The sequence below is a fragment of the Streptomyces sp. NRRL F-5630 genome (assembly GCF_000719475.1).
Taxonomy (GTDB): Bacteria; Actinomycetota; Actinomycetes; order Streptomycetales; family Streptomycetaceae; genus Streptomyces.
This window is the reverse complement of the sequence record NZ_JOGO01000012.1, coordinates 21,223-34,088: the sequence shown is the minus strand read 5'-3', so window position 1 is coordinate 34,088 and position 12,866 is coordinate 21,223. Positions and strand designations below refer to the sequence as shown.

The window sequence follows — 12,866 nt, the reverse complement described above, 5'->3', positions numbered from 1 at the left end:
CGCGGGAGGGGCCGGTCATGGCCGAGTTCACGATGGATCTCAACGAGGAGCAGCGGGAGATCCGCGACTGGCTGCACGGCTTCGCCGCCGACGTCATCCGGCCCGCGGCGGCCGAGTGGGACGAGCGCGAGGAGACGCCCTGGCCGGTGATCCAGGAGGCGGCCAAACTCGGCATCTACTCGCTGGACTTCTACGCCCAGCAGTTCTTCGACCCGACCGGGCTCGGCATCCCGATGACGATGGAGGAACTGTTCTGGGGGGACGCGGGCATCGCTCTGTCGATCGTCGGCACGGGCCTCGCGGCGGTCGGCGTGCTCGCCAACGGCACCGAGGAGCAGATCGGCACCTGGGTGCCGCAGATGTACGGGACCCCCGACGACGTCAAGGTCGCGGCCTTCTGCTCCTCGGAGCCGGACGCGGGCTCGGACGTCGCGGGGATGCGCACCCGCGCGGTCTACGACGAGGCGAAGGACGAGTGGGTGCTCAACGGCACCAAGACGTGGGCGACGAACGGCGGGATCGCCAACGTCCACGTCGTGGTCGCGGTCGTGGACCCCGAGCTGGGCTCCAAGGGGCACGCCTCCTTCATCGTCCCGCCCGGCACGAAGGGCCTCTCCCAGGGCCAGAAGTTCAAGAAGCACGGCATCCGCGCCTCGCACACCGCCGAGGTCGTCCTCGAAGACGTCCGGGTGCCGGGGCACTGCCTGCTCGGCGGCAAGGAGAAGCTCGACCAGCGCCTCGCGCGGGCCCGCGAGCGGGCGAAGGCGCAGGGCGGCGAGCGGATCAAGAACGCGGCGATGGCGACCTTCGAGGCGTCCCGCCCGGCGGTCGGCGCGATGGCGGTCGGCACCGCCCGCGCCGCCTACGAGGAGGCCCTGGAGTACGCGAAGACCCGCACCCAGTTCGGCCGCCCCATCATCGACAACCAGGGCATCGCCTTCCAGCTCGCCGACATGCGCACCCGCATCGACGCCGCGCGCCTCCTCGTGTGGCGCGCCTCCTGGATGGCCACGACGGGCAAGCCCTTCACTTCGGCCGAGGGCTCGATGTCCAAGCTCTACGCGAGCGAGACGGCGAAGCAGGTCACCGCGCAGGCGATCCAGATCTTCGGCGGCAACGGCTACACGCGCGAGTACCCGGTGGAGCGGATGCACAGGGACAGTGCGATCTACACCATTTTCGAGGGCACGAGCGAGATCCAGCGGCTCGTCATCGCGCGCACGCTCGCGGGGGTGCCGATCCGCTGAGACGCCGGTCGCGGGCAGGTTCGCCGAGGTGAAGCCCGGGCCGGAAATCCGGGGGGACCGCTGACGGCAGCGCCCCGGCACGGGACGACCCGTGCCGGGGCGCTGCCGTGTCCCCGTGCGTACCGGCCGGGGTCCTCGCGCACCAGATCCCGGCCCTTCGTCCGCGATCCGGAGCGCCGCGAGCGGGGGAGTGGTGGGCCCGCCGGGGGTGCGAACCGGGCGGACCACGTCTGCCCGGCCACCTGGCGATCAGTACCTGTTCCGGCACGGGCAAGGTGAGCGGCGGGGGCCGGGAAGGCGCCGGATCGGCCGAGATCACGCGGGTGTCGTTCGCCACACCCTGCTGCGGCACCCTCGGGCGGCGCGGGAGGCGGCCGCCGACTTCGGGAGGGCGCCCCCCGACGTCGCCGCTCTGCGGGCGTGGGTCACTGCGCCCGTGCCGCGTGCTCCGGGCAAAGGGCGGCCCCTGCCGGACGGGGGGACCGGCAGGGGCCGCGGTGGGAGGGGCAGCGAGGGGGGATTCGCGCCTCGCCTCCCACAGAGGTGAACGCTAGAGCATCGCCCTGTGTTCCCGTGTTCTTTCCGGCCTCGCACGCCGCGCGCCGTCCGCGATTCGCGGAGGACCGCTCCCCTGGCCGAGCGGCCTGATCAGTGGCGTACGCGACCGCCCGGCCTCGTACGTGTGACCCGCTCGCTGTGTCCTGTTTCCGCCGTGAATTCGTCAGAACCGTTGACCAATTGGGCCTGGAAGCCGGCACCATGTCACTCCGCGTGAGCCGTCCCCGCCGGATCGCCGCGCCCCGAGGCAGTGCGGGGGGAGCCGACGCGCGACGTCCGCGGCGCTGTCGCGCTTGTGCGTGCCCGTGCCGCCAAGAACCTCTCGGTGTGATCGAGGACACGCTCCCGACCGGGGAGAAGGGGTCATGAAGCGTCCCGGGCCGTGCTCGTCCCGCCCCCACCCCGTCGAGGTGTGCGGCGCACAAGGCCACCGGGTGCCACCTCCTCCGCCGGGTGGCGGACGCGCTGGCCGCCTCACGCTCCGTATCCGCGCGCGTGCACCACGTCCGGGGTGCGTGCGCGGCCTCGCGCGGGGTACGGGGGCTCCCGTACGAGCCGTGCGGGCTCACTCGTTCGGCCCACGCGCGGTGGCCCGCGTCCACGCGGCCCCCCACGCTGGCCGGGAGGCGCCGCTCGGCGTGCACCGATGACCGGGAGGAATCACTCGTGGACAGCGATGACACGGGCCGTGGCGACGACGTCTACCAGCCCGAGGCGACCGAGGAACCGGGCGAGGACGAGGCGGTCCAGCTCGACTACGAGGACACGCTGCTCGATCCCGACGTGGAGGACCCCCTCGACGAGGGGTACTCCCCGCCGGAGCGTCCGCTCGCGGTGGACAAGGACGGCACCACGCTCGCCGAGAGCGAGGAGCGCGAATCGCTGGACCAGCGGCTCGCCGAGGAGGTGCCCGACATCGGCGACCCGCAGGGCGACGGCCTCGGCGACGCGCTCGACACGGACGGGGAGCTGCGCGACGACGAGGTGGGCGAGGACCGTTCCGGGCGGCTCGTCGCGCCGGACGAGGGCCTCGGGCCCGACACCGAGAAGGACCTGGTCGCCTCGGACGTCGGCATCGACGGCGCCGCGGCCTCCGCCGAGGAGGCCGCCGTGCACGTCGTCGAGGACGACGAGAACGCCCTCCCCGTGGACGAGGACGTCAACGACCTTCCCTGAGACGGCCGCAGCGGACAGGCCGCCCGCACCCCGGGCGGCCTTTCGCGACCCCGACGGCCTTCCCGAAACGGCCTTCTCCACCGGCCTTCCCCGATAGGAGCCGCAGCGATGCAGAAGGACAAGCAGCCCGACTACCACCCCGTCGTCTTCCGCGACCGGGCCGCGGGGTACGCCTTCCTGACCCGCTCGACCGCGACCAGCGACGAGACGGTCGAGTGGGACGACGGCGAGACCTATCCCGTCGTCGACGTCGAGATCTCCTCCGAGAGCCACCCCTTCTACACCGGCAAGGCGCGGGTCGTCGACAGCGAGGGACAGGTCGCCAAGTTCGAGAAGCGGTACGGCGGCGAGGGCGGCGGCGCCCGCTGAGCACCGGCCGGGCGGCACCGCGCGCGGGCCCCGGCGAGCGCCGCGCGGCCCGCCGCGTGGTCCCGCACGCCGCCCGCGCGCTCGCCCTGGTCCTGCGCGCCCTCGCGCTCGCCCGGCTCGCCGTACGGCAGGCGCGGCACACGCCCCACGTGCCGCACCCTCCGTACCCCCCGCACCTGCCGCGCCTGCCGCACGCGCCCGCAGACGCCGCGTCCGCCCCGTCCCCCGGCGGCGACCCGCTCCCCCCGCAGCCCCCGGAGGCCCGCATGAAGGCAGCCGTCGTCACCGGCTTCACCGAGCCCCTCGCCATCGAGGACCGCGAGGTCCCCGAGCCCACCGGGCGCCAGGTACTCGTGCGCATGGAGACCTCCGGGCTCTGCCGCACCGACATCCACGCGGCGCACGGCGACTGGCCGGTCACGCCCTCGCCGCCCTTCGTGCCCGGCCACGAGGGCATCGGCATCGTCGAGGCCACCGGCCCCGAGGCCCGGCACCTCGCGGTCGGCGACCGCGTCGCCGTGCCCTGGCTCGCCACCGCCTGCGGGCACTGCGACCACTGCGTCTCGGGCGGGGAGACGCTCTGCTCCCGGCAGCGGAACACCGGCTACTCGACCGACGGCACGCACAGCGAGTACGCGCTCGCCGACGCCGATTACGTGGTGGCCGTCCCCGAGGGCATCGACCCCCTCGACGCCGCGCCCCTGACCTGCGCCGGAGTTACCGCGTACCGGGCGGTCACCGCCGGAGGGACGCGGCCCGGACAGCGCGTCCTCGTCTCGGGGATCGGCGGGCTGGGGCACCTCGCGCTCCAGTACGCGCGCATCTTCGGCGGCGAGACCATCGCCGTCGACCTCACCGACGAGAAGCTCGCCCTCGCCCGCGAACTCGGCGCCGACCACGTCATCGACGCCCGTGACCAGGACGTGGCCGAGGAGGTCGCGCGGCTCGGCGGCGCCGACGTCGCGCTCTCCACCGCCGTCGACCGCGACTCCTTCCGCGCCGCGTACAGCGCCCTGCGGCGCGGTGGCACCCTCGTCCTCGTCGCGCTCCCCGCCGAGGGGAGTCTCGAACTGCCCGTGTTCGAGACGGTGCTGAGCGGCAAGAGCGTGGTCGGCTCCCTCGTCGGCACCCGGCAGGACCTCGCCGAAGTCTTCCGCCTGCACCGGCTCGGCCGCACCCGTGTCCTCCGCGAGACGCGCCGCCTGGAGGACATCAACCTCGCGATCGACGAGGTGCTCTCGGGCAAGGTCACCGCGCGACTGGTCTTCGACCTGCGGTGAGGGCGGTCCCCGACGATTGTGTCAACTGCCACTGGCAACAGACGAGTTCCGGACAATCGTCCTGTCCCGGTTTACTTTCCCCGGAGCCGGTGCGCCCTTGTCCGGCGCCTCTTCCAGGGCTCAGTCTGGGACCCGGGGCCGACGGACGGCCCCAGGGCCCCGGGCGGGCCGTGGAGGGGTGGAGCGGATGTCATCGACCACTTGGGAGTTCACGGACGACCGCGGGAGCGTGGTCCGCGCGGCGCGCCGGCCCGCACGCGTCGTCGCCTACATACGCGCCGGAGCCGCGCTCCACGAGTACGGGCTCACCCCGGCCGGGATCTTCGGCTCGGGCCATGACGGCGAGCAGGCCGACCCGGTCAAAGCGGGCGGCCTCCCCGCGGACGTGCCCTACCTCGGCGCGGGCAAGACGCTCGACGAGGAGGCGCTCGGTGGCGTGGCGCCCGAACTCGTCGTCGACGTCACCTACGACGACCACTTCGCCTACGCCGTCGACGAGGGCGTCGCCGGGGCCCTCGGTGTGCCCGTCGTCGCCCTCTCGGTCGCGGGCGGCACCCCGCTGACACGCCTCGTCGCCCGCTTCGCGGAGCTGGCCGAGGCACTCGGCGCCCCGGCGGACCCGGCGGCGGGGGACGTCCTCGCGGAAGCCCGCGCGGCGGTGCGCGACGCCGCCGCCCGCTCCGGAGCCCCGCGCGTCCTCGTCCTCTCGGCGGCGGGCACCGAACAGGTGCACCTCGCGCGCCCCGGCACCTGGCCAGAACTGCGCCACCTCGCCGAGCTGGGCGTCGACCTCGTCGACCCCGGCCCCGGGCCCGGCCTCAACTGGCTCACCACCGACTGGGAGCACGCGGCCGGTCTCGGCGCCGACCTCGTCCTCGCCGACGCGCGCGGCAACGCCGTCCCCCCGGCGGCGCTCGCCGGCGTCCCCGGCTGGGCCCGCCTGACGAGCGGTCACCCGGTCATCCCCTGGAACCCGGAACTGGCCCCCGCCCCGCGAGCCACGGCCCGGTTCCTGCGCGAGGTCGCGGCGGCCCTGACGGCCTGAACGGCCGGGCCCGCGAGGCCGCTCGGGGCGGGGGGTGCAGGTGGCGGGCACCGCGCGCCGCCCGGCGCGTACGGGCCGGGGCGGGGGAGGGCGGCACCCGCGTGCCCGTCGCGCCGCGGCCCGTCACCCGGGACTCCCGCGCCCGAGTGCCGCGCCGCCCGCCCCCGGCGCGTCCCGCCCTGGCCCCGCCGGGCGGCCCCTAGGGTCCCCGCACATGCGCGTACTCGTCACCGGCGGTGCCGGATTCATCGGCCGTCACCTCGTCGCCGCTCTCGCGGACCGAGGCCACGAGGCCCTCGTCCTCGACGCCCTGCTCCCCGCCGTGCACCCCCACGGGCGTACCGTGCCGCCACCCCGCGCCGCCGGGCTCGTCCACGCCGACGTGCGCGATACCGCCGCCGTCGACGAGGCCCTGCGCGGCATCGACGCGATCAGCCACCAGGCCGCCATGGTCGGCCTCGGCAACGGCGTCGCCGACGCCGCCGACTACGTGGGCTGCAACGACCTCGGCACCGCCGTCCTCCTCGCCGCGGCGGCCCGCGCGGGCGTCCGCGCGCTCGTGCTCGCGGGCTCGATGGTCGTCTACGGCGAGGGGCGCTACACCTGCGCGGCACACGGACTCGTGCGCCCCGGCCCCCGCGCCGAGGCCGACCTGCGCGCCGGTCTCTTCGAGCCCCGCTGCCCCACGTGCGGCGCGGCCCTCGCGCCCGGCCTCGTCCCCGAGGACGCGCCCGCCGACCCCCGCAACGTCTACGCGGCGACGAAGCTCGCGCAGGAACACCTCACCGCCGCCTGGGCCCGCGCCACCGGCGGCAGCGCCCTCGCCCTGCGCTACCACAACGTCTACGGGCCCGGGATGCCTCGCGACACCCCCTACGCGGGCGTCGCCTCCTTCTTCCGCTCCGCGCTCGCGCGCGGCGAGGCACCCCGCGTCTTCGAGGACGGGGCGCAGCGGCGGGACTTCGTGCACGTACGGGACATCGCGGCGGCCAACGTCCGCGCGCTCGAAGCGCTCACCGAGTCCGCCACGCCCCCGGGCACCCTCACCGCCTACAACACGGGCAGCGGCACCCCGCGCACCCTGCTCGCCATGGCCCGTACCCTCGCCACCGCCTGCGGCGGACCCGCGCCGCGCGTCACCGGCGAGTACCGCCTCGGCGACGTACGGCACATCACGGCCGACTCCGCCCGCCTGACGCGCGAGCTGGGCTGGCGCGCCGAAGTCCCCTTCGCCGAAGGCATCGCGGAGTTCGCCAGGGAGCCGATGCGCGAGCCGACGAGCGCGGGGGCCGGGGGCTGAGGGGCGAGGGGGGCGGGGCTGGCGCTCGAGCACGGCGGAGGCTGACACGCCAGGCGGCCGAGGCGGACGAGCCGGAGACGCGCGGCGGGGGCCCCGGACAGCGCCTCACCTTCCCCCGCCCCGCGTTTCGCGAGGCCGCGCTGCCCGATTCGCGGCATTCGTCTTCGTACGGTGTGCCCATGAACCACCCCACCCCCACACCCGCGCCGCTCACCGCCCCCGAGGCCACCCCGCCCGCCCCCGTCGACCTCGTGCTCCCCTGCCTCAACGAGGCCGCCGCCCTGCCCTGGGTGCTCGGCCGCGTCCCCGAGGGCTGGCGGGCCGTCGTCGTCGACAACGGCTCCGACGACGGTTCCGCCGAGATCGCCGCCGCCCACGGGGCGCACGTCGTCACCGAGTCGTTGCGGGGCTTCGGTGCCGCGTGCCACGCCGGGCTCGAAGCGGCGACCGCGGACCTGGTCGCCTTCTGCGACTGCGACGCCTCGCTCGACCCCGCCCTCCTGCCCGCCTTCGCCGACCGCGTCTCCTCAGGCGCCGCCGATCTCGTCCTGGGCCGCCGCAGGCCCGCGCCCGGAAGCTGGCCCCTGCACGCCAGGCTCGGCAACGCCGCACTCGCCCGCAGCCTGCGCCGCCGCACCGGGCTCGGGCTCCGCGATCTCGGCCCCCTGCGCCTCGCCCGCCGCACCGCGCTGCGCGAACTCGCCCTCAGCGACCGGCGCAGCGGCTACCCGCTCCAGATGGTCGTGCGCGCCGCCGAGGCCGGCTGGCGCGTCGAGGAACGCGACGTCCCGTACCTGCCCCGCACCGGTACGTCGAAGGTCACGGGGACGTGGCGCGGAACCTGGCAGGCCGTGCACGACATGCGCCGTGTGCTCGCCGCCGCCGGAACGGAGGCCCGGTGAACGCCCCGGTACCCGCCGCCCGCCCCGTCCCCGCGGGCCTCACGCTCGCCGTCATCGCGAAGGAGCCGCTGGCGGGACGTGTCAAGACCCGGCTGTGCCCGCCCTGCACGCCGTCCCAGGCCGCCGGTCTCGCGCGCGCCGCGCTGCACGACACCCTCGCGACGCTCGCCGCGCTGCCGGCGCGCCGCCGCGTCCTCGCCCTCGACGGCCGGCCGGGGCCGTGGCTCCCGCCCGGCTTCGAGGTGATCCCGCAGGTGCCCGGCGCGCTCGACGTCCGCCTCGCCGCCGTCTTCGACGCGTGCGAGGGGCCCGTGCTCCTGCTCGGCATGGACACCCCCCAGATCGACGCCGCCGTGCTCGCCCCGGTCCTCGCCCCGCACGCCTTCGCGCACCACGAGGCGTGGCTCGGTCCCGCGAGCGACGGCGGCTTCTGGGCGCTCGGGCTCGCCGCCGCCACCGCGCTCCCCGTCCCGCGCGCCGCCCTCCTGCGCGGCGTCCCCATGTCACGCCCCGACACCGGCGCCCTCCAGCACGAGCGCCTGCGCGCCGCCGGACTGCGCACCGGCACCCTCCCCACCCTCACCGACGTCGACACCGCCCCCGACGCCCTGCGCGTCGCCGCCCTCGCCCCGCACTCCCGCTTCGCCGCGGCCGTCGCCGCCCTGCCCCACGGCCTGCTGACCTCCTGTACGACCACGGGGAGCCACCCATGAGCGCCCCGCCCCGCGTCCCGCACTCCCGCCCCGGGCCCGCCGCTGCGGAACCCGCCGCGCCGGAGGGGCACGACACGCACGAGGAGCACGCCTGGAGCCGCTGCGACCCCTGGAGCGCGGCGCTGCGCACCGGGCGCGGCCCGCTCTACCTGCACCGCGAGGACGGCACCCGGCACCCGCTCGACATCGAGCGCTGGTGCGCCGCCCCCGACGCGGCCGACCGCACCGTCATCGACCGCTGCCGCGGCACCGTCCTCGACATCGGCTGCGGCCCCGGGCGCTTCCTCGCCGCGCTCGCCGAGCGCCGCCTCACCGCGCTCGGCATCGACTCGAACCCGCACGCCGTCGCCCGCGCCGTGCGCACGGGCGGCGGGGCGCTGTGCCGCTCCGTCTTCGCGCCGCTGCCCGACACCGGCACCTGGCACACGGCGCTCCTCCTGGACGGCAACATCGGCATCGGGGGCGACCCGCCCCGGCTCCTGCGCCGCACCGCCGAACTCGTCCGCCCGGGCGGCGTCCTGCTCGCCGAGACGGCGGCCCACGCACTCGACGAACGCCTCAGCGTCCGCGTCGGCGACGGCCGCCGCGCCCACGGCAGCCCCTTCCCCTGGGCCCGCCTCGGCAGCGGCGCGCTCCTGCGCCACGCGGAGGACACGGGCGCGTGGACGGGCGCGGGGGAGTGGGAGGCCGGAGGCCGCCGCTTCGTGGCACTGCGCCGGGTCTGAGCGGTACCCCCGTTCGGGTGAGACGGGCACGGGTCCGTCCCCGGAGGGCCCGGGGCCCGACGGCGGTAAGCCGGGCGCGAGGTGGCGGGAGCGCGAGGAGGACCAGCGCTTCCTCGGCCGGGACCGCCCGCGTGCCCGGCCCGCCCCCGCCGGGTGCCCCGCGCCGCCCCGTCCCGGTGGTCGCCCCGCGCGTCCGGCGTGCGCGCGGGGCTGAAATCATGACGCGGCATCACCGCCGCGAGGCGCCGGCCGCCGCCCGGCGCACCCGAACCCGAAAGGACGTGCCCGGATGGCACTCTTCGCCGTCGTCTACGCCTACCCCGCGGGCAGCGAGGCCCCCCGCGACACCCACCGCCCCGCCCACCGCGCCTTCCTGAGCGAGCTGGCCGACCGCGGCCTCATCCTCGTCTCGGGCCCGCTCAGCAACCCGGCGGGCGAGGGCGGACTGCTCATCTTCCGCGCCGGCTCCGCCGAGGAGGCCCTCGCCCACACCGAGCAGGACCCCTTCCGGCTCCAGGGCCTCGTCGAGAACGTCACCGTGCACGAGTGGAAGGCGGCCGTCGGGCCGCTCGCGGAGAGCTTCGGGGCCTGAGCGGCATCTCCCCGCCGGTAGCGCGGAACGGGGCCGCGCGGCGCGTCTCGCCGGTGGCCCCGTACCCGCCAGGTGCGTGTTGCCGACGGCCCCGCGCCCGCCCGGCCCGTGTCGCCGACGGCCCCGCACCCCGTACGACGCCTCAGGTGGCGATCGACTGGTCACCCGTCGCCGGGCGGCCCCAGCGGTAGATCAGCCCCGTCAGGACCACGCCGAGCGCGAAGATCGCCGACGACCACCAGAAGGCGACCGTGAAGCTGTGCAACTGCGCCTGCGCGAGCACGAGCTTCGTGGGCCGTTTGCCCACCACGTAGTTCGTCGCCGCCGTCGTCGCGAGCGTGTTGAGCAGCGAGGTCCCCACCGAGCCGCCCACCTGCTGGCACGTGTTGACCATCGCGGAGGCGACCCCGGCGTCCTGCGGGCGCACGCCCGCCGTCGCCATGTTGAACGAGGGGGCGAAGATGAGGCCCACGCCGAAACCGGTGAGCAGCAGCGGGGCCAGGATGTGCGCCGCGTAGGAACTGTGCAGGTCCAGCCCCGTGAGCCACGCCATGCCCCCGGCGGCGAAGAGCATCCCCGGCGGCACGAGCGGCTTCGGCCCCGTGCGCGGCAGCACCGCGTTCGTCACCACGACGGACATCACGATCATCACGCCGACCATCGGGAGGAAGGCGAGCCCCGTCTTGATGGGCGAGTAGCCGAGGATCTGCTGCAAGTAGTACGTCAGGAAGAGGAACACCCCGAAGAGGCCCGCGCCCGCCAGGAAGATCGCCAGGTACGAGGCGCCGCGCTGACGGTGCAGCACCACGCGCAGCGGCAGCAGCGGGTGCGCGGTGCGCCGCTCCCGCAGGACGAACAGCAGGAGCAGGACGACGCCGCCCACGAGGAAACCCCACGTCTGGGGCGAGCCCCAGTGGTGCCGCTCCGCGTTCGAGAAGCCGTACACGATGCAGAAGAGGCCGCCGGTCGCGAGCACGGCGCCCGGCAGGTCGAGCCCGGGCTGCTCCGCGGGGCGCCCGCCCGAGATCAGCCGTGCCGCGCCCACGATCGCGAGCACCGCGAAGAGGAGGTTCACGTACAGGCACCAGCGCCAGTCCAGGTACTCGGTGAGGACGCCCCCGAGGAGCAACCCCACCGCGCCGCCCGCGCCCGCGACGGCGCCGTAGATCCCGAACGCCTTCGCGCGTTCCTTCGCGTCGGTGAACGTCGTGGTCAGCAGCGAGAGCGCGGCGGGCGCGAGCATCGCCCCGAAAACGCCCTGCGCGGCACGGGCGACCACCAGCATCTCGAAGCTCTGCGCGGCCCCGCCCACGCCCGAGGCCGCGGCGAAGCCGATGAGCCCCGTCAGGAAGACGATCTTGCGCCCGATGAGGTCCGCGAACCGCCCGCCGAGCAGGAGCAGGGAGCCGAAGGCGAGGGCGTAGGCCGTGATGATCCACTGCCGGTTGGCGTTGCTGAACCCGAGGTCCTTCTGCGCGGACGGCAGCGCGATGTTCACGATGGTCGCGTCCAGGACCACCATGAGCTGAGCGGTCGCGATGACCGCGAGCACCCACCAGCGGTGCGCCTGCGCCCTGTTCCTGACGGTCTCGTGCCGCGCCTCGCGCTGCGCCCGCCGCCCGCCGGGCCGCGGCCCGCCGGGCCTCGCGCCCTGCCCTCCGCCCGCGCCCCCGCCACCCTGGTCGGCCGGGCCCTCGGATCGGTGCTTCATGGTCTTCAGCCCTTCGACGCTCCGAAATGTCACGTTAAGCGCGCCTTTCGGTGGCGGCGAGCGGAGTGGGGCCGTACGGGGAGGGGACGCCTCGACGGAGGTGCCGACGACGCTCCCTCTTCAGGAATCGAGGTGACAACTGCCTTGCCGGGCTGCCGAGTTGGTGGTGTGTCGAGGGGGAGCCCGGACGGCTCCCCCCGGACCGCCGTGCCCGGCGCGGACCGCCGGACTGCCCTGCCCGGCGCGAACCGCCGGCCCCGGTACGGCGGCCCGGGGGAAGCCGTCCGGGACCGGCCCGCCTCTCAGCCCCCGCTCGGCTCCCTGACGACGAAGCAGTCGCCCGCATGGTCGTCCACGACGCCGGTCGCCTGGAGGAACGCGTACGTGATCGTCGTCCCGACGAAGGAGAAGCCCCGCTTCTTGAGGTCCTTCGCGAGCCGGTCCGACAGCTCCGTACGGGCCGGTGGCCGCGCACCGCGCGCCCGGTGCCGCACCACGGGCCGCCCGTCCACCCACGACCACAGATACGCGTCGAAGGAACCGAACTCCTCGGCCACGGCGAGGAACGCCAGCGCGTTGCGTGGCAGCGAGGCCACTTTGAGCCGGTGCCGCACGATCCCGGCGTCCCCGAGCAGCGCCTCCAGCTTCCCGGGCCCGTACTCCGCGACCGCCTTGACGTCGAAGCCGTCGAGCAGCCGCCGGTAGTTCTCCCGCTTGGCCAGCACCGTCGACCAGGAGAGCCCGGCCTGCGCGCCCTCCAGGACCAGCATCTCGAAGAGATAGCCGTCGTCGTGCGCCGGGCGGCCCCACTCGCGGTCGTGGTACTCCGTCATCGCCTCCGACGTGCCCTCCGCCCAGGCACAGCGCCGCACCGCGCTCACACCCGCACCCCGAGCAGCGCGCACAGCTCCGCCTCGTTCCCCGCGAGCCCGGCGGCCCGCAGCGCCGCGTCCGCCTCCGCCATGGGGCCCGCGAGCAGCACCGCCGCCGCGGGCGCCGTGCGCGGATCGGCGAGGACCGCCCGCGTCGCCTGCCGCAGCCGCAGGCAGGCCCGCGCCGCCCGCGCCCGGCGCTCGTCCGTCCTGTCCCGTACCGTCACCGCACGCTCCCCGTCCTCACGGCGCCGGCCCCGTGCCGCACGCCTGCCCCCAGCGTGCACCACCCCACTGACAACGCCGTCTGATGAGGTGTCGCACGGGCCGGTGCCGCCACTCCCGGCACCCGTCCGGCGGGGCGGAACGGGCGGCG

At 75.7% G+C, this 12,866-nt stretch carries 13 protein-coding genes; 10 read left to right on the top strand and 3 right to left on the bottom strand.

Annotated features, from left to right (window positions below; all coding sequences use genetic code 11):
* The first annotated feature begins 17 nt into the window (after window positions 1–17).
* The 10 genes from IF99_RS0108185 (at window position 18) to IF99_RS0108140 (ending at window position 9,907) form a co-directional block, all read left to right on the top strand.
* Window positions 18–1,247, top strand: a complete 1,230-nt coding sequence (locus IF99_RS0108185; protein WP_030995695.1) for an acyl-CoA dehydrogenase family protein — start codon at window positions 18–20, stop codon at window positions 1,245–1,247.
* A gap of 1,224 nt (window positions 1,248–2,471) precedes the next feature.
* Entirely contained in the window at window positions 2,472–2,981 is a 510-nt protein-coding gene (locus IF99_RS0108180) for a DUF5709 domain-containing protein (protein WP_030995694.1), read from the top strand.
* Between the two features lie 108 nt (window positions 2,982–3,089).
* Window positions 3,090–3,350, top strand: coding sequence for a type B 50S ribosomal protein L31 (locus tag IF99_RS0108175; protein ID WP_030995693.1), 261 nt, complete (start codon window positions 3,090–3,092; stop codon window positions 3,348–3,350).
* A gap of 266 nt (window positions 3,351–3,616) precedes the next feature.
* Window positions 3,617–4,630, top strand: coding sequence for a zinc-dependent alcohol dehydrogenase (locus tag IF99_RS0108170; protein WP_030995692.1), 1,014 nt, complete (start codon window positions 3,617–3,619; stop codon window positions 4,628–4,630).
* 187 nt (window positions 4,631–4,817) lie between these two features.
* Window positions 4,818–5,675, top strand: a complete 858-nt coding sequence (locus IF99_RS0108165) for a hypothetical protein (protein ID WP_030995691.1) — start codon at window positions 4,818–4,820, stop codon at window positions 5,673–5,675.
* Window positions 5,676–5,889: 214 nt separating this feature from the next.
* On the top strand, window positions 5,890–6,975 hold the full coding sequence (locus IF99_RS0108160; RefSeq protein ID WP_030995690.1) for an NAD-dependent epimerase/dehydratase family protein: 1,086 nt from the start codon (window positions 5,890–5,892) through the stop codon (window positions 6,973–6,975).
* Between the two features lie 179 nt (window positions 6,976–7,154).
* Window positions 7,155–7,877, top strand: a complete 723-nt coding sequence (locus IF99_RS0108155) for a glycosyltransferase family 2 protein (protein WP_030995689.1) — start codon at window positions 7,155–7,157, stop codon at window positions 7,875–7,877.
* On the top strand, window positions 7,874–8,590 hold the full coding sequence (locus IF99_RS33900) for a TIGR04282 family arsenosugar biosynthesis glycosyltransferase (RefSeq protein ID WP_030995688.1): 717 nt from the start codon (window positions 7,874–7,876) through the stop codon (window positions 8,588–8,590). The genes IF99_RS0108155 and IF99_RS33900 overlap by 4 nt, the downstream gene beginning before the upstream one ends.
* Window positions 8,587–9,315, top strand: a complete 729-nt coding sequence (locus IF99_RS33895) for a class I SAM-dependent methyltransferase (protein WP_030995687.1) — start codon at window positions 8,587–8,589, stop codon at window positions 9,313–9,315. Before IF99_RS33900 ends, IF99_RS33895 begins: the two co-directional genes overlap by 4 nt.
* Before the next feature lie 289 nt (window positions 9,316–9,604).
* Window positions 9,605–9,907 (top strand): YciI family protein, encoded by a 303-nt coding sequence (locus IF99_RS0108140; RefSeq protein WP_030995686.1) that lies wholly within the window; start codon window positions 9,605–9,607, stop codon window positions 9,905–9,907.
* Window positions 9,908–10,049: 142 nt separating this feature from the next.
* Here the strand turns inward: IF99_RS0108140 and IF99_RS0108135 are convergent, their stop codons facing one another.
* The 3 genes from IF99_RS0108135 to IF99_RS0108125 all read right to left on the bottom strand — a co-directional run bounded on the left by IF99_RS0108135 (window position 10,050) and on the right by IF99_RS0108125 (window position 12,717).
* Window positions 10,050–11,618 carry an MFS transporter gene (locus IF99_RS0108135; protein ID WP_030995685.1) on the bottom strand — a complete coding sequence of 523 codons (1,569 nt, stop codon included), beginning with the start codon at window positions 11,616–11,618 and terminating at the stop codon, window positions 10,050–10,052.
* 302 nt (window positions 11,619–11,920) lie between these two features.
* Window positions 11,921–12,490 (bottom strand): DNA-3-methyladenine glycosylase I, encoded by a 570-nt coding sequence (locus IF99_RS0108130; protein WP_037826617.1) that lies wholly within the window; start codon window positions 12,488–12,490, stop codon window positions 11,921–11,923.
* A 5-nt stretch (window positions 12,491–12,495) separates the two neighbouring features.
* On the bottom strand, window positions 12,496–12,717 hold the full coding sequence (locus IF99_RS0108125; RefSeq protein ID WP_030995683.1) for a hypothetical protein: 222 nt from the start codon (window positions 12,715–12,717) through the stop codon (window positions 12,496–12,498).
* Between the last annotated feature and the right edge of the window lie 149 nt (window positions 12,718–12,866).

Excerpts from the sequence above, each read along its gene's own strand:
- IF99_RS0108185 (WP_030995695.1), top strand. The coding sequence starts at position 18 with ATGGCCGAGTTCACGATGGATCTCAACGAGGAGCAGCGGGAGATCCGC.
- IF99_RS0108175 (WP_030995693.1), top strand. The coding sequence starts at position 3,090 with ATGCAGAAGGACAAGCAGCCCGACTACCACCCCGTCGTCTTCCGCGAC.
- IF99_RS0108170 (WP_030995692.1), top strand. The coding sequence starts at position 3,617 with ATGAAGGCAGCCGTCGTCACCGGCTTCACCGAGCCCCTCGCCATCGAG.
- IF99_RS0108165 (WP_030995691.1), top strand. The coding sequence starts at position 4,818 with ATGTCATCGACCACTTGGGAGTTCACGGACGACCGCGGGAGCGTGGTC.
- IF99_RS0108160 (WP_030995690.1), top strand. The coding sequence starts at position 5,890 with ATGCGCGTACTCGTCACCGGCGGTGCCGGATTCATCGGCCGTCACCTC.
- IF99_RS0108155 (WP_030995689.1), top strand. The coding sequence starts at position 7,155 with ATGAACCACCCCACCCCCACACCCGCGCCGCTCACCGCCCCCGAGGCC.
- IF99_RS33895 (WP_030995687.1), top strand. The coding sequence starts at position 8,587 with ATGAGCGCCCCGCCCCGCGTCCCGCACTCCCGCCCCGGGCCCGCCGCT.
- IF99_RS0108140 (WP_030995686.1), top strand. The coding sequence starts at position 9,605 with ATGGCACTCTTCGCCGTCGTCTACGCCTACCCCGCGGGCAGCGAGGCC.
- IF99_RS0108135 (WP_030995685.1), bottom strand. The coding sequence starts at position 11,618 with ATGAAGCACCGATCCGAGGGCCCGGCCGACCAGGGTGGCGGGGGCGCG.